Annotated in this window: 19 protein-coding genes and 4 tRNA genes; 13 read left to right on the plus strand and 10 right to left on the minus strand. The window is 34.6% G+C overall.

The genetic code is table 11. The features are described 5' to 3' along the window. Positions 1-2 precede the first annotated feature (2 nt). Complete coding sequence (locus tag EYY60_RS03855) at positions 3-566, plus strand: hypothetical protein (protein WP_132988085.1); 564 nt, start codon at positions 3-5, stop codon at positions 564-566. Here the strand turns inward: EYY60_RS03855 and EYY60_RS03860 are convergent, their stop codons facing one another. Next, positions 567-1,220: a M15 family metallopeptidase gene (locus EYY60_RS03860; protein ID WP_132988086.1), complete on the minus strand. Its 654-nt coding sequence runs from the start codon at positions 1,218-1,220 to the stop codon at positions 567-569. Between the two features lie 151 nt (positions 1,221-1,371). Between EYY60_RS03860 and EYY60_RS03865 the strand changes: the two genes are divergently transcribed. Further along, on the plus strand, positions 1,372-1,890 hold the full coding sequence (locus tag EYY60_RS03865) for a hypothetical protein (protein WP_132988087.1): 519 nt from the start codon (positions 1,372-1,374) through the stop codon (positions 1,888-1,890). Between the two features lie 72 nt (positions 1,891-1,962). Here the strand turns inward: EYY60_RS03865 and EYY60_RS03870 are convergent, their stop codons facing one another. Then, on the minus strand, positions 1,963-3,066 hold the full coding sequence (locus tag EYY60_RS03870) for a fatty acid desaturase family protein (protein ID WP_132988088.1): 1,104 nt from the start codon (positions 3,064-3,066) through the stop codon (positions 1,963-1,965). Positions 3,067-3,390: 324 nt separating this feature from the next. Here EYY60_RS03870 and EYY60_RS03875 point away from each other — a divergent pair, with 324 nt between their 5' ends. Next, the gene (locus EYY60_RS03875) at positions 3,391-5,151 is read left to right on the plus strand and encodes a glycoside hydrolase family 9 protein (protein WP_132988089.1); all 1,761 of its coding nucleotides are present in this window, start codon (positions 3,391-3,393) and stop codon (positions 5,149-5,151) included. Positions 5,152-5,180: 29 nt separating this feature from the next. After that, the gene (locus tag EYY60_RS03880) at positions 5,181-5,981 is read left to right on the plus strand and encodes a ThuA domain-containing protein (protein ID WP_132988090.1); all 801 of its coding nucleotides are present in this window, start codon (positions 5,181-5,183) and stop codon (positions 5,979-5,981) included. Here EYY60_RS03880 and EYY60_RS03885 read toward each other — a convergent pair whose 3' ends face one another. The 5 genes from EYY60_RS03885 to EYY60_RS03910 all read right to left on the minus strand — a co-directional run bounded on the left by EYY60_RS03885 (position 5,982) and on the right by EYY60_RS03910 (position 9,073). Next, on the minus strand, positions 5,982-8,258 hold the full coding sequence (locus tag EYY60_RS03885) for a polyprenyl synthetase family protein (RefSeq protein ID WP_132988091.1): 2,277 nt from the start codon (positions 8,256-8,258) through the stop codon (positions 5,982-5,984). 245 nt (positions 8,259-8,503) lie between these two features. Continuing rightward, a tRNA-Arg gene (locus EYY60_RS03890) sits at positions 8,504-8,577 on the minus strand. 219 nt (positions 8,578-8,796) lie between these two features. Further along, positions 8,797-8,870: transfer RNA gene (locus EYY60_RS03900), tRNA-Arg, on the minus strand. A gap of 30 nt (positions 8,871-8,900) precedes the next feature. Next, positions 8,901-8,975: transfer RNA gene (locus tag EYY60_RS03905), tRNA-Pro, on the minus strand. 14 nt (positions 8,976-8,989) lie between these two features. Beyond that, a tRNA-Ser gene (locus EYY60_RS03910) sits at positions 8,990-9,073 on the minus strand. Positions 9,074-9,314: 241 nt separating this feature from the next. Between EYY60_RS03910 and EYY60_RS03915 the strand changes: the two genes are divergently transcribed. After that, on the plus strand, positions 9,315-10,493 hold the full coding sequence (locus EYY60_RS03915) for an acetyl-CoA C-acyltransferase (RefSeq protein ID WP_132988092.1): 1,179 nt from the start codon (positions 9,315-9,317) through the stop codon (positions 10,491-10,493). 70 nt (positions 10,494-10,563) lie between these two features. Next, positions 10,564-11,325, plus strand: a complete 762-nt coding sequence (locus EYY60_RS03920; protein ID WP_132988093.1) for a C40 family peptidase — start codon at positions 10,564-10,566, stop codon at positions 11,323-11,325. Positions 11,326-11,431: 106 nt separating this feature from the next. Here EYY60_RS03920 and EYY60_RS03925 read toward each other — a convergent pair whose 3' ends face one another. Next, positions 11,432-12,277 carry an AraC family transcriptional regulator gene (locus EYY60_RS03925; RefSeq protein WP_035647005.1) on the minus strand — a complete coding sequence of 282 codons (846 nt, stop codon included), beginning with the start codon at positions 12,275-12,277 and terminating at the stop codon, positions 11,432-11,434. A 119-nt stretch (positions 12,278-12,396) separates the two neighbouring features. Between EYY60_RS03925 and EYY60_RS03930 the strand changes: the two genes are divergently transcribed. The 5 genes from EYY60_RS03930 to EYY60_RS03950 all read left to right on the plus strand — a co-directional run bounded on the left by EYY60_RS03930 (position 12,397) and on the right by EYY60_RS03950 (position 16,217). Then, a complete protein-coding gene (locus EYY60_RS03930; RefSeq protein WP_132988094.1) occupies positions 12,397-13,383 on the plus strand; it encodes an aldo/keto reductase in 987 nt (328 codons plus the stop codon). A 443-nt stretch (positions 13,384-13,826) separates the two neighbouring features. Next, positions 13,827-14,432 (plus strand): NAD(P)H-dependent oxidoreductase, encoded by a 606-nt coding sequence (locus tag EYY60_RS03935; protein ID WP_132988095.1) that lies wholly within the window; start codon positions 13,827-13,829, stop codon positions 14,430-14,432. Between the two features lie 2 nt (positions 14,433-14,434). Continuing rightward, complete coding sequence (locus EYY60_RS03940) at positions 14,435-14,713, plus strand: putative quinol monooxygenase (RefSeq protein ID WP_132988096.1); 279 nt, start codon at positions 14,435-14,437, stop codon at positions 14,711-14,713. Positions 14,714-14,721: 8 nt separating this feature from the next. Continuing rightward, positions 14,722-15,699, plus strand: a complete 978-nt coding sequence (locus EYY60_RS03945; protein WP_132988097.1) for a zinc-dependent alcohol dehydrogenase family protein — start codon at positions 14,722-14,724, stop codon at positions 15,697-15,699. Positions 15,700-15,755: 56 nt separating this feature from the next. After that, positions 15,756-16,217, plus strand: coding sequence for a DUF3291 domain-containing protein (locus EYY60_RS03950; RefSeq protein ID WP_132988098.1), 462 nt, complete (start codon positions 15,756-15,758; stop codon positions 16,215-16,217). 127 nt (positions 16,218-16,344) lie between these two features. On the opposite strand, the gene EYY60_RS03955 is transcribed toward EYY60_RS03950, so the two are convergent. Continuing rightward, positions 16,345-17,052 carry a class I SAM-dependent methyltransferase gene (locus EYY60_RS03955; protein ID WP_132988099.1) on the minus strand — a complete coding sequence of 236 codons (708 nt, stop codon included), beginning with the start codon at positions 17,050-17,052 and terminating at the stop codon, positions 16,345-16,347. Positions 17,053-17,344: 292 nt separating this feature from the next. Here EYY60_RS03955 and EYY60_RS03960 point away from each other — a divergent pair, with 292 nt between their 5' ends. Together EYY60_RS03960 and EYY60_RS03965 are read left to right on the plus strand one after the other, a co-directional pair. After that, positions 17,345-18,232: a LysR family transcriptional regulator gene (locus EYY60_RS03960; protein WP_132988100.1), complete on the plus strand. Its 888-nt coding sequence runs from the start codon at positions 17,345-17,347 to the stop codon at positions 18,230-18,232. Between the two features lie 398 nt (positions 18,233-18,630). Further along, positions 18,631-19,917, plus strand: coding sequence for a DUF2130 domain-containing protein (locus EYY60_RS03965; protein WP_132988101.1), 1,287 nt, complete (start codon positions 18,631-18,633; stop codon positions 19,915-19,917). 177 nt (positions 19,918-20,094) lie between these two features. On the opposite strand, the gene EYY60_RS03970 is transcribed toward EYY60_RS03965, so the two are convergent. After that, positions 20,095-20,868, minus strand: a complete 774-nt coding sequence (locus EYY60_RS03970) for an META domain-containing protein (RefSeq protein WP_132988102.1) — start codon at positions 20,866-20,868, stop codon at positions 20,095-20,097. Between the last annotated feature and the right edge of the window lie 44 nt (positions 20,869-20,912).

The raw sequence follows: 20,912 nt of genomic DNA on the forward strand, positions 1-20,912 counted from the left end.
CAATGAAACAACTAATTACACTAACCCTTTTTTTATTAACCTTTACTGCATTTGCACAAAAACCATGTGAATATAGCGCCAATGTAACTGACTCGCTAGGCACTTATAAAGTAACAAACGAATATCTTATCAGTGAAAAAAACTTTGGAGGAAACTCTAGTTATGTTTTCTTCTCTTTGGCACAAACCGATGGACTTCCAACACTTAATTTGCAGCTTATCCAAAAAAGCAAAGATTTTATAAAAGCAAACTGCTTTGACAAAAACTCACGCGTATTTTTACAACTACAAAACGGAAAAGTAGTAACTTTAATGCACATCGATCAAGAAAACTGCGGAACGCTTATTCGCGAAGGCGGATTTGACAATCGAGTAAACACGGGCATTTTTATGTTTGTAAAAGACAATTACGAAGAGCTTAAAAAATCGCCAGTGACGATGATGCGAATCAAATATTTGACTGATACCGAAGATTACATTGTAAAAAGCGAAATAACATCTGAAATGAATAAAAAGGTTTACAACCCTGACACTTATTTCATTCAGAACATTCGATGCGTTGAATAATTATTCGCATTTCCAGTTTTGATCAGATACTTTATCATTCAAACCTGCTTTTAGATTATAATGCCACCATTCTGAATCAAATGAATTAAAACCGTTTTTGATCATTATTTTTTTCAAAAACTTTCTATTCGATTTCACTTCTTTTGAAAGTGCTGTATAATTATGACTGGCTTCGATCCCAAAAAAATCAAAGGGAGTTCCCATATCAACTTCTTTACCATTGGCATCAACTATTGAAATATCAACGGCTCCTCCTCTATTGTGGATGGAGCCTTTTTTTGGATCGGCCACATACTTCGGGTTAGAAACAATTGTCCACATTCTTTTTTGAATTGACAAAGGCCTGTAACAATCATAAAGTTTGATTTTGAAACCTTTCTTTTTAAAATCATTATTTGCAGCAATTAGCGCTTTGACCGTTTTCATTCTCAAAACACATTCCGCACAATCATAAACTTTTGCTTTCAAAAAATTATCTTCTGTGGCATATTTCATGTCGTAAACAAAATCCTTGCTGAAATCTTTCAAATTAACAAAAGAAGTATCAGGAATTTCTTGTTTTACAGGGCCTTCGTACGCTTCGTTTTGGGCATTTGAAGAAATATTCCAAAAAAGAAAAACAGCAAAAAACAAGAATTTTACAAATTGCGACATAATGGTTGAGATTTAAAAAAATGAAATTAAACAATATTTCAAATCTTTCAAATCAGAAATCAATTTCTTTTTAAATAAAAAATGATGTTTTTTCATTAAATTAGCTAAACAAGACTTTACAAATCAATTAGTTAATTCAAAAAGATATACTATGAACAAAGGAAAGAAGCATTTTTTTATAGTTGCATTGAGTTGTTTTGCAATTGTATCCTGTAAAAAAGAACATATAAAAAGTGTCCCAACGACTGATTCCACTTCTATAAGAACCGAAGCCTTAAAAACAGATAGCACCGTTTTAAATCCAACAGATTCGCTGTATACTTTGGTAGATAAAAGCGTAATCGGAACGCAATTTTTAACTAAAAGCGCACTTGCTCCAAGATTAAAAACTTTGCTGGGAGCAGATTATGATGAAATGGTGAAAAATTGGAATACAGAAACTCCTTTTGAAAAACAAGAAAACATAGTACATGCTTGGGGCTGCAAACAGCATGACTGCAACACGTATTCTTATGATCTTTTTATTGACGTAAAAAACAATAAGATCAATGTTTACAAATTTGCAAAATCGAAAATGACGATTTTTAAAGAAGATAATTTTGAAATTGAAATCAAAGATGCTTTTTTAAAGGACTTAAATACGAAAAAGAGTAATGCTGAAATTAAATAGAGTTTTCAGTCGCAGTCACGGCCCACAGTGCTCACTGCATCTGAAAATTGAGACTGCGACTGAAGACTGCTACTAAATTTCTCCTGTCAATAGAATGTTTTCTTGAATACCTTTATCTTTCAACATTCTAAAATGAGAGCGTATCGCATGATAAAATGGATATGAAGTGTATGGCAAATCATATTCTTTTGCATAACGCATTATAATGGGTGTAATATAAGGATAATATGTATGTCCTACACCAGGAAACAAGTGATGTGCGACATGATGTGTAAAGCCTCCGTATAAGAAGTTTGCTAATTTGCTGTTTGTACTGAAATCTTTGGTCACAATCATTTGATGCATTGCCCATGTTGCAGAAAGATTTCCATCTTCATCCGTTTGTGGAAAATGAGCATCTTCATCGACATGTGTAGATACAAGAGCAACCACTCCTAAGGCGCTTCCGCATAAATGCATGGCCAACCAACCGTATAAAACCATATACCAAGGCTGTTGCAAAAGAAGCATCGGAATAAAAAGCATGTAAATCAAATTGATGATTTTGGCAGCAAATAATCTATAGATTTCGCGTGTTGGGATTTTTTCAACGACTTTTTTCACATAATTATTTTTTGTTCCAAAAAAATCTTTAAAATCACGAATATACATCCAATTCAGACTATAAAGAGGGTAAATAAACCACATATAAATATGCTGGTATTTGTGATAATTAAACAGCGGACTGTTTGGAAAAATCCTGATGATATCGCTTTGCTTGATATCGACATCCCAATCTGGGACATTTGGATACGCATGATGAAGATTAATGTGACGACGCGTCCAAAGCCAATGATTGCTTCCAAAAAGCTCCAAAACATACATAAAATACTCATTGTATTTTTGCTTCTTAAAAAGTGCTCCGTGAGCAGCATCATGAAATGCATTTATAAAAAGTACGATCATGGTAAAACCGCACAAGATATAAAATAGGAATAACAACGGAGTACTGTTTCCGAACAGCAAAATACAGGCATAAAATAAAAAAAAGAGAAATACAAGTCCGAGGGACTTGATAATGTTTAGCATATACAATGATGAATTTTGCAAAACAGTTTCGTTCACTTCAGTACGTAACTTTTTAAAAAAATCATCATTGCCCGCTTTAACGTAAACTGGGCGTTTTAATTTTTCCATAGAATTAAATTTTGCTGAAATTGTCATACCAAATTTAATAAAAAAAAGTTAAAAGACATTAAAACAAACCTTTACAATTCAAAAAAAGTAAGAAAAATCAATTCCTCAAAAAAGTATACTAAAAGTCCGATTTATTCGCAAAAAGCACAACAAAAACACATCATTTTTTTGTTCCATACATTTAAAACATCAGCAGAAATAAGCTAAAACTCAATGTTCTTTAATTTTTTATACGATTTTAAAAAGCGTTTCAAATTTTCAGTTTTTCGTATTTTGCTTAAAAGTTATTTGAAAACCAATTCCATTTTGCTAAAAAATTCAACCATGCTAAAACTAAAATGCGCTTTGCTAGTTTTGTTTCTTTCATTTTCAGCGTACAGCAAAACTATCATTCATGTAAATCAAGTTGGCTTTGATCCAAAAAGTCCAAAAATTGCTATTATCGAATACTATAACAACCTTTTGAAAACCACTTTTGATGTTATAGATACCGAATCTGGAAAAACAGTTTTTACTTCTAACATTGGAAAAGCGGAAAGTGTTGACGACTGGAAACTCGGTAAATTTTATTATAAAGCCGATTTTTCATCTTTTCAAAAACCAGGAAATTATAAAATTTCTTTCAAAATTGCTGATCAAATCTACACTTCAGCTCGCTTTTCAATTGAAGAAAATATATTAGCGAAGAAAACGATTTCTGCGATTGTACATTATTACAATAAGCAAAGAGCCAACACACCCGAAGAACTCGAAGCAGACAAAAACATGCTGTTGTTTGGAAGTATAAAAAAAGTAGATGTTCACGGCGGATGGTGTGATGCATCGGGAGACGTAAGCAAATATTTTTCGCATTTGGCCTACGCCAATTTTGTATCGCCACAACAAACACCATTGGTAACTTGGTCGCTTATTAATACTTCTGAAAGCATTCCGAAAAAACTAGAACAATGGAAAATAAAAGATTCACTGGATAACGAAGCCATTTGGGGAGCCGATTACATGATGCGCTGCCTTTCTGATGAAGATTATTTTTATATGATTGTTTTCAGTTATTTTGATAAAAATCCTTCGGCTCGCAGAATCGTTGGATTAAAAGCAAATAGTGTAACCACAGATGAATATCAGTCGGCTTTTCGTGAAGGCGCAGGTATGGCAATTGCTTCACTGGCGAGAATTTCGCAATGGAAGAAAAATGGAGATTTTACTTCACAGCAATATTTAGACGGTGCAAAAAGAGCCTACAAACATCTTTTATCAAACAACACAAAATATGATGATGACGGAAAAGAAAACATCATAGATGATTATTGCGCTTTGATGGCAGCCACCGAATTATGGATTGCTACAAATGAAAATTTCTATCGAGATGAAGCCAGAAAATGGGCCCACAATCTTGAAAACCGAATGACAGATAAAGGCTGGTTTAGAAGCAATGACGGAAATCGTCCTTTTTGGCATGCCGCCGATGCTGGCTTGCCTATTGTGGCTTTGACTCGATATCTGAAAAAAGAAAATGACAAAAAGAAAAGAAACATAGTTACGCCTGTGATCAAAAAAGCATTGGATTATAATTTATCCGTTACAAACAATACTAGCAATCCTTTTGGTTATGCAAGGCAAAGTTTTTTATTTAACGGACAAGTAAAAGACGGATTTTTTATTCCGCATGAAAACGAAACTGGCTGGTGGTGGCAAGGCGAAAACGCGCGTTTAGCTTCGCTTGCAACCGCCGCAATTGAAGGAGCAAAGGCTACATCTCTTCAAAAAAATGACAATACAAAAAAATCACTTGATATTTTCGCTTCACAGCAATTATCTTGGATTTTGGGATGCAATCCATATTCTGTTTGCTTTTTGTATCAATTTGGAGAAACAAATGTTCCGTACATGCATTCTAATTATGGCCACGGATCTGAAAAAGGCGGTATTTCGAATGGAATTACAGGAAAAGAAGGCAATCCCGACGGATCAGGAATTGAGTTTAATATGGATGTAGACGGAAATGACGAGTGGCGTTGGACAGAACAATGGATTCCGCATTCAGCATGGTTTTTACAAGCTATAACGGCTATGGTTGAAAATTAAAAATCAGCAAATCATAACATCAAGATTAAATGAAAAATTCAATTCTAATTGTCACTTTATTACTGACAACCTTGTTCTTTCAGACAAATTGTAGTGCTCAAAAATCAAAAAAGACAAGATTCAAGGCTCTAGTTTTATATGAAAATGGCGGACATCATTTGGCTTTTACTAAAGCAGCAAAACCTTGGCTGAACAAACTAGCAATTGACAGCAGTTTTACAATTGATTATATTGAAAACACAAAAACGATAAGTGAGAAACTTTTAAAACAATATCAAGTCTTTATACAGCTTGATTATCCGCCTTACACTTGGAGCGAAGAATCGATGCAAGCGTTTCAGAAATACATGAATAATGGGAAAGGTGGCTGGGTTGGCTTGCATCATGCAACTTTGCTTGGCGAATTTGACGGTTATCCAATGTGGAAATGGTTTTCTGATTTTATGGGCGGAATAAAATTTGTCAATTACATTCCGGATTTTGCCAATGGAAAAGTAACTATTGAAGACAAATCGCATCCTGTCACAAAAGGAGTTCCAACTGATTTTCTCATCAAAAAGGAAGAATGGTACATTTATGACAAAAGCCCAAGACAGAATGTTCACGTACTCGCCTCAGTTGACGAATCGACTTATGATCCCGATTCAAAAATAAAAATGGGCGATCATCCTGTAGTTTGGACCAATGATCATTTTGCTTCACGAAACGTTTATATTTTTATGGGGCATGCGCCAGAATTATTCCAAAACGAAGCTTACACTACACTATTGCGGAATTCTATTTTCTGGGCGGCTCAAAAAAATAATTTTTCTGTTAGAACAAAAAAATAATTATTCTATTTTCAATGCATACCAACCAAATGTTCGTAATTTAATTTTAAAAAAAGAATCAGTTATAATTTCATCTACTTTTTTCCAAGCTTCTTCCATATATGCTTCAGCTTCTTTACGAGACTCATCAATAGCGCCACAATCTTCCAATAAAACAATCACAGATTTTATTATCTCAAAATCAGTTGGCATAGTCTCCAAGATTTTCCAAACATATTCCCGTTTATCCAAAGGCAATAAACGCATTGCTTTTGCGACTGGCATAGTTATTTTTCCAGCTGTAATATCCTCACCTTTATCTTTAAGATTGTTTTCATACCCTTCCAAATTGAGTACATCATCCATTATTTGATAAGCAACTCCAATGGCTTCAAAAAAACTACCCAATGCATTTATTTCCGTATCGTTTCCTCCTCCAATCATAGCTCCCATTTTTGCTAATGTGCATGCTGGCGCAGCAGTTTTTAATCGGTGAATTGTATAAATTCTTTCCTCGAGCAAATAACTTTCTCCCTTGTCTACAGCTTCAGGCATAAAAGAATGAAGGCCACTTATATCCATGGCTTGACCCGCATGTGCAACACGCATCATTTCAAAATACATCTCATATACCTTTAAGCGGGTTTGATCTGTAAGCCTAGGTGAATAAGTGAACAATTCACCTATAAAATAACATATATTTCCTGCATTAATCGCAAGTGGTTCACCATATAAATGATGGAGCGCAACTCCTCCTCTTCGTGTATCAGACCTATCTTGAACATCATCAACAATTAATGATCCTGTATGGATAAGTTCTGGCATAGCCAGCCAGTCAATAAATGGTTGAGAGTTTCCACCAACAACATCCATACAAGCTAGAAAAACGTAAGAACGCCACGCCTTTTTACTCCTATCCACTACTTCTCTTATAGGCTTAATTACAGACAACACATATTGCTCTTTATCTTGAGAAGTAAAAAACCCAACTCCCAAAGGGCTATAAACCAACCTATGAAACTGATCATCAGTAGGATTTAAAGGCAGAAGAGATTCTATAGATTTTTGTGTCGCCTTACCAATACCTTTTAAAAAGCTTTCAATATTATCATTGGTATTAAATCCATTTCTCCCAATGTAGCCGTGACCAGAAACCTGAACCCCTCCAAAACTCCCCTCAACCTTTACAGATCCTTCCCACAATGCAGGTGGCGAGAGAATTGTAATAAACTCCTGTTCAGGAAAATTAGCTGTTATAGAAAGATAGATATTCATCTCTGGAATTTCAAATTTCCACAAAACAGGATAGGATACAAAAGTTCCGCTACTTGTCCAGTATTTTTCAGGAACAAACACAAAATCTTCTATGCTGTTTTCATTTCCATCTTTGTCAATTACAATTACAGTTCCTCCTAAAGGTTTTCCACTATCTGTATTATCAAAAAGATTATAAGCCGATATTTGACAATCGTTATCCATTTGCAATGCAGCCCAATTCCATGCAATATCATGTTTAAATTCTATTTCTGATGTTTCTTCTGCCGAACCACTAAACTCATGATCATACCAGCCACTTCCTTCAACTTCATAAATATCATCTCCTATTTTAATTTTCCCTTTGGCATTGCATTTTGGAATAAAATAATAAAACATATCTTCTTTTCTGATACCTCTTACCAATCCGTCTTGTCCATGTCTTATCGGTTTTGTTAAAGGAACAAATTCAATATCACACATAATCTCATCTGATAAATTCTCCAGTTTTAAGTGATAATTATTCTGATCATCTTTTTTAAAAGAGTTTTCATCATATTCAAGCAAAAGATTTTTTATCCCAACTTTAGCTGGTTGTTTTAAAAGTTTGTCAGGAAGTGGCAAATTTCCCTTTTCATATATCTCTTTTAAGGCACGGCGGACTAATTTATTCCCAACATTCTTTTCTTCATTTCTTTTAATGATCTTCAAAATTTCAGTTGGAGTTTCCCTATCTAAAAGAGAGCTTGAATGATATTTTTTAGTGCTCAAATCGGACAACGACCATATCATTGAATGTGTATGTTTGAAAGCGCCTTGCTTATCTTTTCCGAGTGTCAATCTAAAAAAGGAAGCAAATAGAGAAAACTTTTTCCCTTCTTTTGAAACAACATGACAATTAAGGTACCACCATTCTATCACAGAACCATGATGAGGCAAATCGTGTATATTTAAATCAATAAATCCTTCGGCAGGCCATGTTGAAGGATAATTTTCTAAAACAACTTTAAAATTCATTCCTTGAGTAGATACTTCTTCTTTCATAACATCAGAGATATTTAGTTGTAGTTATTTTCTTAAGAATAAAATTACATAAAAAACTAAATAAAAAAACACCACAACAATCTTATATACTTGAAAAACAAATACTTAACATTCAGATAACAACATTCTAAACCCCAATAAAAAAAATGATCACTTGTGACTTATAAAAATGTTTTAAAAAGTTTTCCTATCGAAATAAAAAAGTAGCAAAACGACAAAACCCGCTAAAAAGCGGGTTTCAGAAGTGATCTCAGAAGGATTCGAACCTTCGACCTACGCATTAGAAGTGCGTTGCTCTATCCAGCTGAGCTATGAAACCATTATTTTAAAATTTCTGAAGATAGAAATCAAAACTATCTACATAAAAACAAAAAAGCCCTTCAAATGAAGGGCTTTTCGTGAACGCAGAAGGATTCGAACCTTCGACCGTCCCGATTATAAATCGGGATGCTCTATTCATCTAAGCTATCTTATCTTTTCAATAAATAATTACAAACTACTACAAAACAAAAAAGCCCTTCAAATGAAGGGCTTTTCGTGAACGCAGAAGGATTCGAACCTTCGACCGCCTGCTTAGAAGGCAGGTGCTCTATCCAGCTGAGCTATGCGTCCATTTCTTTTTAAACTTATGGCAAAGTTTTGTCGGGGTGGCAGGATTCGAACCTGCGGCCTCCTGCTCCCAAAGCAGGCGCGATAACCGGGCTACGCTACACCCCGAGGCAAAATTTAAGCGGAGAGACAGGGACTCGAACCCTGGCGACGGTTACCCGTCGACAGATTAGCAATCTGCTCCATTACCGCTCTGGCACCTCTCCTTGCTCAAGGAATTGCTTCCGTTTTGCGAGTGCAAATGTATAACAACATTCCATATCTCACAACTATTTTTTTGAGTTTTTTTAGTTTTTTTTCATCTTTTTTCAAAACCTCTTCACAATCAAACAAATAGAATTAACATAAATTTGACCTTAAATTTAAAATCTGCCCTATGCAAGGTAAAATTTGAATTTATTCAAATAAACAGTAAATTTGCTTACATTAACTAATATTAAACAGAAAATGAACAAAAGAGTTGTTATCGTTTCTGCCGTTAGAACACCTATCGGAAGTTTCATGGGAGGATTATCTACCGTACCCGCACCAAAATTAGGCGCTGCCGCTATAAAAGGAGCCCTTCAAAAAATTAACCTTGACCCAAAATTAGTTGATGAAGTTTTTATGGGGAATGTAATTCAGGCAGGCGTTGGACAAGCTCCAGCGCGTCAAGCAGCACTTTTTGCTGGTTTATCTGAAGAAGTTGCCGCTACAACAGTAAACAAAGTTTGTGCTTCTGGAATGAAAGCTGTCATGTTTGCCGCACAAGCAATTGCATGTGGAGACGCTGAAATTGTAGTAGCAGGCGGAATGGAAAGCATGAGTTTGATTCCACATTACGTGCAAATGCGCGCTGGAAACAAATTTGGTCCAGCAACTATGTTGGACGGAATGCAAAAAGATGGTTTGACAGATGCTTATGACAACAACGCAATGGGAGTTTGCGCTGATTTATGCGCATCTGAATACAAAATCAGCCGTGAGGAGCAAGATGCTTTCGCAATTCAATCTTATGAAAGAAGTGCTAAAGCCTGGGATTCTGGAAAATTTGACAATGAAGTTGTTCCTGTTGAAGTTCCTCAAAGACGTGGCGAACCAATTATTTTTTCAAAAGACGAAGAATATACTAATGTTAAATTAGATAAAATTCCATCTTTAAGTCCAGTTTTCACAAAAGACGGAACTGTAACCGCTGCAAACGCTTCAACAATTAACGATGGAGCTGCTGCTTTAGTTTTAATGTCTGAAGAAAAAGCAAATGCTCTAGGCCTGAAACCTCTAGCATACATAAAAGGCTATGCAGATGCAGCACAAGAACCAAAATGGTTTACGACAAGTCCAGCAAAAGCATTGCCAAAAGCTTTAAACAAAGCTGGAATTTCAATTTCAGATGTTGATTTCTTCGAATTCAATGAAGCTTTCTCAGTAGTTGGTTTAGCCAATGCAAAAATATTAAATCTTGATAACGACAAAGTAAACGTAAACGGTGGCGCTGTTTCTTTAGGGCATCCTCTTGGAGCTTCTGGAGCACGTATAATTGTAACTTTGCTTAATGTTTTAGAACAAAACAATGCAAAAACTGGTGCTGCTGCAATTTGCAACGGTGGTGGTGGCGCATCAGCAATTGTTATCGAAAGAGCTTAAAATAATATCAAACAAAATTAGGAGTTATAGCAATTATAACTCCTAATTTTAAACTTATAAATTACCATAAATGTTCGGAATTTGCAATCTTGCCATAGTACCTGTTCGAGCTGAACCAAGCGACAGAAGCGAAATCACTACACAGCTTTTATTTGGAGAACATATCGAAATTTTAGAACGCCATAATCAGTGGGCTAAAATAAGAATTCAATTTGACGACTACGAAGGCTGGGTCGATTCAAAACAATATCAGGTAATTTCAAAAGAGCAATTTGACCAATTAAGCAAAGAAGCCATAATCCTGAATGCCGATTTAATTGATTATATCACGGCACCAAATAATCTATTGCTTCCTATTCCGCTTGGAGCTTCATTATCATTTTTAAATAATAACGAAATCAATATTTCAAATTTTGATTTCGAAGGCACCAAAACGAGCGGTATAAAACCAAAAAGCGCCTTAATAAGCACTGCTTTTATGTATTTGAACGCGCCTTATCTTTGGGGAGGAAAAACACCTTTCGGTATTGATTGTTCTGGCTTTACGCAAATGGTTTATAAATTAAACGGCTATAAAATTCACCGCGATGCTTCGCAACAAGCGTTAGAAGGAGAATCTTTGAGTTTCATTGAAGAATGCGAACCAGGCGATTTAGCTTTTTTTGATAATGATGAAGGAAACATCATCCATGTCGGAATCATTATGGAAAATAATTACATCATTCACGCAAGCGGAAAAGTTCGTATTGATCGTTTAGACCATACCGGAATTTATAATCCTGAAACAAACAAACACACACATAAATTGCGTGTGATCAAAAAGATTATTTAAACACGAATTACACAAATTATCACAAATAAAATCCTTTTAATCTGTGTATCCCGACATCTATCGGGAGTGGCTAAAAAAAATTCGTGCAAATTTGTACAATCCGTGTTTATGCACTAACACGAATCGTTTTTCTAAACTCAGAAGGACTATTTCCCTTTTGTTTTTTGAAGAACTTATTAAAGTGGCTTTCATCTGTAAAACCAAATTCATAAGCAATTTCATTGATACGTTTATCACTGAATTGCAAACGATGCTCAATCAGTTTCGTTTTATAATTGCTGATATATTGTTGCATCGTTTCATCAGCATGCTTTTTAAAATAGCGTCCTAAATACGTATTCGAAATTCCGAAATAATCACTAATGGATTCTGCTTTTATTTTCTCTGGATAATAAATATTCGTTTGAATATATTGCAGGATATCCATTGCTTTAGCTTCAGTTCCCACATTTACCTGTTCCGGCAAATATTTAGCAATATTTCTGGCAACTATAATAATAAGTGTATTTACCAATTGCTGAATCAATTCCTGATTGTAAACATCTTTATCCTGATGTTCACGACAAATCGCTTCCACCATCACTTTCACCAAACATTTATCGGCGTCGTTTTTTAAAATACAGCCCGGTTGATGATTCGCATTCTGCAAAATATATTCTAAACGCTGAATATTTTCATTTTGCAAACTCGAATTCTTCAAATAAATATCATTAAATCTTAAAAAGAAAAACTTCGTTTTAGTCTCAATCGTAAAATTGTGACAATCCTCAGGAGTTAACAAAAACATATGTCCGGCATCATATTCAAAAATATTTTTGTTGATGCATTGTGTTCCTGTTCCATTTAAAATATAAACCAGTTCAAAGAAATTATGACGATCTCCAACATCTGGATATTCATCTAATGTTTCAAAAGAAACGGTAAACGGTTCGTATAAATTTTCTTTTTTCATGACTCCTAAATTATTTGAAGTTGCAAATTTACATAAAAAAGACAAATATATACAAGTTTACACTCTTAAAAATGGTATAATTTTGCCAAGTAAAATTTAAGCTTTAAAAATACAACATTATGGAATATAGAAAATTAGGCAATTCAGAACTTCAATTATCAGCTATAACTTATGGTGCTTTTGCTATTGGAGGAAATATGTGGGGCGGCAATGAAAAAGCAGATTCAATCGCTTCAGTTCACGCATCAATTGACCACGGTGTTACTACAATCGATACCGCTCCTTTTTATGGTTTCGGTCTAAGCGAAGAAATGATTGGTGAAGCAATTAAGGGCCAAGATCGTTCAAAAATTCAATTACTTACTAAATTTGGTTTGGTTTGGGATGGCAGCAACAACGGAAAAGGCGATTTCTTTTTCGACGCTGACGACAATGGGAAAAAAGTTCCGATTTACAAATATTCATCAAAAGCAAACGTAATTAAAGAAGTTGAAGAAAGCTTAAAACGCCTTCAAACCGATTATATCGATTTATTGCAAATTCACTGGCCAGACAGCACAACACCAATTTCTGAAACTATGGAAGCTGTTGAAACTTTAATCCAACAAGGAAAAATTAGAGCTTTTGGAGTTAGCAATTACAGCATTCCTCAAATTCAGGAAGCGCAAAAAACAGTTCAAATCGCTTCAAATCAGGTTGCGTACAGTATGTTGAACCGTAAAATTGAAGAAGAACTAATTCCTTTCACTGTTACAGAAAACATCGGAATTATTGCTTACAGTCCGATGGAAAGAGGTTTGTTAACCGGAAAATATTTTACAGACAGTAAACTAAAAGAAAACGATCACAGAAATGGTTATTTCGGGCAATTTGATCTTCAAAGAGTAAAAACTTTGATCGAAGAATTAAGTTCTTTAGCAAACGCAAAACACATTTCGATTTCGCAATTAGTGCTTCGCTGGACAACATTACAAAAAGGAATTTCAATAGTTTTAGCAGGCGCAAGAAATGCAGAACAAGCTATTTTAAACGCTAAAGCAATGGATTTTGATTTATCAGCTTCAGAATTGGAATTTATCAATCAAGCAATTTCAAAAATAAAATAATACTTCTTAACACATAGAAACATAGTCTTTAGTTGTGATCAAAGGCGTTTCACTCGCATTAATAAAACATAGCCAACATAATTTGTCATTTCGACTGAAAGGAGAAATCACACTAGAAACTCCACAATGCATATCGCCAATCTTTGTCGAATCCCGAGTGTGATTTCTCGTTCCTCGAAATGACAAACATGAGAACTATGTGCTAGAAACTAGTTTCTTTCAATTCCCTTTTCAAGAAAGAAAATTCTATGTTTCTATGTGTTTAAAAAATCTCAAAAAACAATTAAATGATTAGAATTTGGGCGTGTTTCGTCGCGGCGAACCGGGCTATCCGCTAAATTCCCGATTAACAAAAACTACGGCTAAATAGCCTTGTTTTTCTAAATCGGGAGATACCGCCTCTATCCCTCACACATCCGTTTTCAAAAGAAAAAATAATTAAAATGAAAAAAATATTTATAATTAACGGCGGGCAAAAATTTGCTCATTCAGGTGGAAAATTCAATCAAACCGTTCAGGACTGGACGGTTGAATTTCTTTCAAAAAATACAAATTACGAAATCAAAACAACGCATATCGAAAACAAAATCGATCTTCAGGAAGAAGTTGAAAAATTCGTTTGGGCAGATTTAATCATTTACCATACACCAGTTTGGTGGTTTCAGTTGCCAAACCTTTTTAAAAAATACATTGACGATGTTTTTACGCAAGGACACAACAACGGAATCTACAAAAGCGATGGAAGAAGCCGAGTAAATCCAGATATCAACTACGGAACTGGCGGACTTTTACACGGTAGAAAATATATGCTTACAACAAGCTGGAACGCACCCGCAACCGCTTTTACGCTTCCAGGAGAATTCTTCGAAGAAACTTCTGTTGATGATGGCGCAATGTTCGGTTTCCATAAAATGAACAAATTCACAGGAATGGAAAAACTAGACGGATTTCATTTTCATGATGTCGAAAAAGGCGCAACACCAGAAAATATTATTACCTTTAAAGAACAGTATACCAAACATTTAGAAGAAACCTTTAAAACTTTATAATCATGATATCTATCACTGCCATCATTAAAAGTAAAAAAGAGAACATTCAACAACTTCAAAGTTTATTGAATAATCTGGTAACCGAAACAAGAAAAGAAGCTGCTTGTATACGCTATGATCTTCATCATTCTGAAAACGTTTTTATAATCTGGGAAGAATGGAAAGATCAACCCGGTTTAGACCTTCATAACAATCAATCACATTTACAAGATTTTATCAGCAAAAGTGAAAATCTTATTTCAGCACCAATTCAGGTCTACAAAACAGCACAAATTTTATAATTAATCAAATGAAAGCATTATTTACAAATACATACGAATCAGATTTTGTAACGGCAGAAACTGAAAAACCATCTCCTAAAAAAGGAGAAATCTTGGTTAAAATACATGCAAGCGGCGTTAACCCAATTGATAACAAAATCCGACTTGGACTTTCGCCTTATGCATCACCAGTTCTACCAGCAATATTAGGCACTGATCTTGCCGGTATAATCGAAGAAATTGGCGAAGGCGTTACTGATTTTAAAGTTGGTGACGAAGTGTACGGACTTGCCGGAGGTGTTTTAGGTCTTCAGGGAACTTTAGCAGAATATACCGCTGTCGATGCAGATTTACTCGCCATAAAACCAAAAAACTTAACCATGAAGGAAGCAGCGGGAGTTCCGTTGGTATTGCTTACTGCCTGGGAGGGTTTAATTGACAGAGCAAAAGTTCAAAAAGGAGACAAAGTTTTGGTTCATGCAGGCGCAGGCGGCGTTGGGCACATGGTAGTGCAACTTGCCAAAATTTTTGGTGCCGATGTATACGCAACAGTTTCCTCTCAAAAAGCAGAAATTGTAAAATCGTATGATGCAACTCCAATTGATAAAAACACAACAGTTGATGATTATGTTAATCAATACACAAGCGGAAAAGGATTTGATATTATTTACGATACTATTGGCGGTCAAGCATTCGATAATTCTTTAAAAGCCATTCGCCATTACGGACAAATCAGCAGTTGTTATGCTTTTGGAACTCATACTTTAGCAACAAGTTCGCTTCGTAATGCGAGTATTCATGGTGTTTTTGTTTTACGCCCAATGATTGGCAACGAAGGAAGAAAACATCATGGTGATATTTTAAAAGAAACAACAAAATTTATTGAAGAAGGAAAGCTAAAACCATTAATTGACCCTAGAACATTTACTTTAAACAATGCTATGGAAGCCCATAAAGCAGTAAGTGATGGTTCAGCAATTGGAAAAATTGTAGTCGATATTATTTAATTTTTTGAATATACAATCTAAAAAAGGTAAATTGCTGTCTCTTTAATAGTCTAAATATGAGCAGTTATCATCTAGCAGAAATTAATATCGCCAAAATGAAAGGCGTCGACATTAACGACCCAATCATGAAAGAATTTGTAGACAATTTAGATTTAGTAAATACTTTAGCTGAAAACAGTGACGGTTTTGTCTGGCGTTTAAAAGACGATAGCTACAACGCCACAAACTTAAACCCATACAATGACGAGCAGATTATTGTAAATGTTTCGGTTTGGGAAAATATTGAAACTCTCGAACATTATATGTACAAAACGTTTCACAGCGAATTTTTAAGACGCCGAAAAGAGTGGTTTCAGAAATTCGGAAAAGCCCACACAGCAATGTGGTGGATTCCAAAAGGACATATTCCAACGCTTGATGAAGCTGTTGAAAAATTAGATTATCTTCAGCAAAATGGACCATCAGAATTAGTTTTTGACTTAAGAACTAAATTCCCGGCTCCTAAACAAATCGCATAATTATTTGTTTGCCACGACCCGAGCGATAGCGAACTGGCGAAGCAATTACACTAATTTTCACAAATTTTTATACGCTGATAAAAAATTAATTCGTGTAAATTAGTGTAATTCGTTGCTATAAAAAAACTTATTTAATTCCTCCAAAAGCGCCAAAACACATATTTTTATGCAAAATTTCGACTTTTGAGAAACCAACTTTTTTCATCAAATCCAATTGATAATTCATCGATCTTGGAGAATCTTCTTTTTCGATATAATCCAAAACTTTCTGACGGTACTCCGCCCCTCCTATTCCTTCCAAATACTCGCCATAACGCTGCCAAGTATATTCGTTCAATAATTCTGTGTCCTGCGTTATTAAATCAGAAATCATCAAACAGCCACCAGGCTTCAACAATTTAAATAATTTTGTAAAAGTCGTTTCCCAATCGTTATCATCACGCAAATGATGCAAAACTGCACCTGCCAAAATAATATCAAAACTACTTTCTTCTAAATCTATTTCTCGAATATCACCTTGTTTGATTTCAACTTTTCCGTTTGTTTCCGCTGAAACTCTTTCAAAAGCACGATTCAACATTGGCAAACTCAAATCGACCAAAGTGCAATTCAAGTTTGGCACTTTAGATAGCATTTTTAAAGTATAATTACCAGCTCCGCAACCCACATCCAAAATAGTTGCAGCATTTGGAACAATGCGTTTTGAAGCTTCCGTTATTAATTCTAAAGAAATAGTAGCGTCAATTGTTGCTACTTGTCCTGTCTCTAAATTTGAAAATCGTTCGACATCATTGTCAAATCGTTCTTTGATTTCTTCAATAGTTGATTTTTTCATGGTCTTTGTTTTTTTTAATCTCTCGCAGATCAAGCAGATTGAGCTAATCTTTTTGCTATTATATGATTGGGATATTATTATGATTAAGATGATCTATCTAAATTAATAATCTGCTCTATCTGCTAGAGACTTATTTTCTTTTAAAATTTATAAGCTTTTTGTTAAGAGTTATTCGTTACAGCTTTCACTTTTAACGTTTCACATCTAACATTTAACTTAAAACCAAAACTACCTCTTTCATAAATACTTTAAAAATACTATTTTTATCAATTAACAATACTTTAAAAGTATAATGGAATTACGTCATCTAAAATATTTTTTGGCTGTAGCCGAAGAACTGAACTTTACAAAAGCTTCTGAAAAACTCTTTATTTCTCAACCTCCATTAAGCCGGCAAATTGCAGAACTGGAAGAAGAACTTCAAGCAAAACTTTTTATCAGAAATAATAAAAAAGTAGAACTAACTGAAGCAGGTAAATATTTTAAAGAAGAAGTTACAGCGATTTTTCAGAATCTAGAACGCATTTCTGTGAAAACAAAAAAGATTGCAGAAAATGTCTCTGGAGAATTTAGGATCGCTTATATCAGTTCGATATATTCTGCTGTGATTTCAGATTTAATCAAACATCTAAAGGCACTATTTCCGTATGTAAATTTCAAACTTTTTGAAATTTCAACAACCAAACAAATTGATGCTTTAGAGCAAGGAAAAATCGAAATGGGAATTATTCGATCGCCTATTCATTCACCCAAAATAAAATCGCATTTATGGTTTAAAGATGGTTTTTCATTGGTTTACAATAAAAAATTCATTCAGATTAAAACTGAAAATGAAATTATAAAACTGAAAGACGAAACGTTTGTATTCTTCAATAAAGATTACGCACCGCATTATCATGAAGTTTTATTGGAATTGTGTGCCTTTTATAATTTTACACCACAGATCGTACACGAAGCAAATAACATCAACTCAATTGTGCAATTAGTCAAAAACGGATTGGGAATTTCGATTGTTCCTTCAAACATTGCGAAAAATAATCAAGATTCTGAAATTGGTTTTATTGAATTGAAAAAGGTTAATCTATATACAAATGTCTCGTTAATTACATCAAAAGAGGATCATTCTGAGATTACTCGATCTGCAGTTGAGTTTTTGTTGAATAAAAATGGTTCACGCTAAGTTTTGTGGTGAAATTAATCTCGCAAAGACGCAGAGGCGCAAAGTTTTTTTTAGCCACAGATTAAAGGATTAAAAGGATTTATTGAATTGCCTCCAGCTTTAGCTGGAGGTATAAAAGTTGAATTAGAAAAGGCTTTAGCCAAATCCGTAGCTGTTTGGTTAAAGTCTTTTGAACTTAATTATTGTTCCATCCAGTTAAAGCTGGACGTAACTTATAAATAAAACTTTGCGCCTCTGCGTCTTTGCGAGATTAAATCATAAAAAAAATTTTGCGTCTTAGCGCCCTCGTGGCCATAACAAAAATTCGTTACAAATTAGTACAGAAATCCACATCATAAAAAGAGAACTTTTAAATATCTTAGCAAATTCAAATTCTACAATAAAAATTTCAATATAAAATGGCTGAGCAATCTTCAATTCAGTGTCCAAACTGCGGAACTCCTATCGATGTAAATGATGTTTTAAAACATCAGTTGGAAGATAGCATTCGTAAAGAATTCCAGCAAAAAGCTAACATTCAAAACCGTGAATTAGAGCTTAAAAACGAACAATTGGATAAAGCCAAAGCCGAATTTGAAGCCAAAAAGAAACAAGAAAATGAACTTTTTGCCGAACGTTTAGAGCGTGAGAAAAAAACAGCCGAAAAAGAAATCTCCGAAAAACTAAAAGCCAAACTTGAAGAAGAAAATAAAGATCGTTTGCTTTTAATGGAGAAAGAACTCTCTGAAAAATCGGAAAAAATCAGAGAATTAAATAAAATGGAAGGTGAAATCGCCAAATTACAACGCGAAAAACTGGAAATGAAAGATGCCATTCAAGCTGAAGCCGAAAAGCAATTGAATGCTCAACTGGCTTTGGAACGTGAAAAAATCAGAAAACAAGAAGACGATAAAAACGAACTGAAATTCAAAGAACTTCAAAAACAGCTTGAAGAACAAAAAAAGCTGACGGAAGAAATGAAACGCAAGCAGGAACAAGGTTCGATGCAATTGCAAGGCGAAGTAATGGAGTTAGCAATTGAAGAATGGCTTGCCAATAACTTCCCTCTTGACAGTATTGATGAAATTAAGAAAGGGGCAAACGGCGCTGACTGTCTTCAAGTTGTAAATACAAGAGAACACCAAAATTGCGGTTCTATTTATTACGAAAGTAAAAGAACAAAAGCTTTCCAACCTTCGTGGATTGAAAAATTTAAAAATGATATTAGAACCAAAAGAGCCAATATTGGAGTTTTGGTTACTGAAGTTATGCCAAACGGAATGGACCGAATGGGAATGCGCGACGGAATCTGGATTTGTACCTATGAAGAATTCAAAGGTTTAAGCGCTGTGTTGCGTCAATCTTTAATTCAGATCAATCAAGCGGTTCAGGCACAGGAAAACAAAGGCGATAAAATGTCGATGTTATATGATTTCCTTACAAGCAACGAATTCCGTTTGCAGATTGAAGGAATTGTAGAAGGTTTCACTCAAATGCAAAGCGATCTCGATTCTGAAAAAAGAGCCATGCAAAGAATCTGGAAACAGCGCGAAAAACAAATCGAAAAAGTGGTTCACAATACTTTAGGAATGTACGGATCAATTCGTGGTATTGCTGGAAATGCAGTTCAGAGTGTAAAGGCTTTGGAATTGGATTTTATTGAAGGTGATCACGAAGAGGAAGAAACTAAGGAATTGCTTGAGTAAAGGATTTAATCAAGATTTAAGCGTTAAGTTTGTCATTCCGAGGAACGAGGAATCACACAAGTAATTCCGCTTGCAATATCGCCAATCTTTGTCGACAAACTAGTGCGATTTCTCCTTTCAGTCGAAATGACAACAGCAACATGAAACTTTAAACCTAAAACAAAATAAACAAAACTTTTAATCTACCTTCTTAAAAACAGCCAATTTCCCCGAAGGATTTGACAAAGTCAGCTGATTATTTCCAACAGAATACGTTACTGTACTTTGTAAAGCTTTCAAAAATTCACCTTCTTTATTTCCTTGAGGGCAAGCCATTAAAGTTGAAATTACCTTTGTGAAACGTAAAACATCTTTCTCAAAAAAGATTTGTCCAGTTATCGAATTACATCCACCAAAACCAGAAAATCTGTTTTCTGTTGAATTAATCTCAAGTCTTGGAAATTCCTTTTGAAAATCGGTTGCAAAAACTTTATAGCCGTTTAATTCTTCCAAAACCCAAATATCATGAAGGCGATAATCTGTGATATATTTACCGCATCCGCTTAATTTTTTCGTTTCCAGTTCAGAATTATTCTTGATTTCTACCTTGACACTATAAGGAGAAATTGCACCGGACATAGAATCCTGACAATCCAACTGCTGAATGGTAATTGTTGCCGAAGCAGATTCATTATTGACTTTGTACATTTTCACATTAGCATCCATTGCTCTAATCGCATCAACCGCTGGAAAAACGATTTTTTCTTTCCCAGGTATTAATGACGTAAAAACAATTTCCTCATTCCCTATTTTGATTCCCCAAAACGGTTCGTTTCCTGTTCCTTTAAAATAATATTTTAAATCTTCTTCTGTTGAACTTACAGAAGTTGTTGTGCCAGATTCTTTGTTTGCAGTCGTTCTACAGCCAATTATTAAAGCTGATAATAACAATATTGAAAGTACTTTTTTCATGAGATTTTAGTTTAAAAATGTTCTTCCTAACAAAACACCAGTAA

It is taken from the genome of Flavobacterium zhairuonense (assembly GCF_004352915.1).
Classification (GTDB): Bacteria; Bacteroidota; Bacteroidia; order Flavobacteriales; family Flavobacteriaceae; genus Flavobacterium; species Flavobacterium zhairuonense.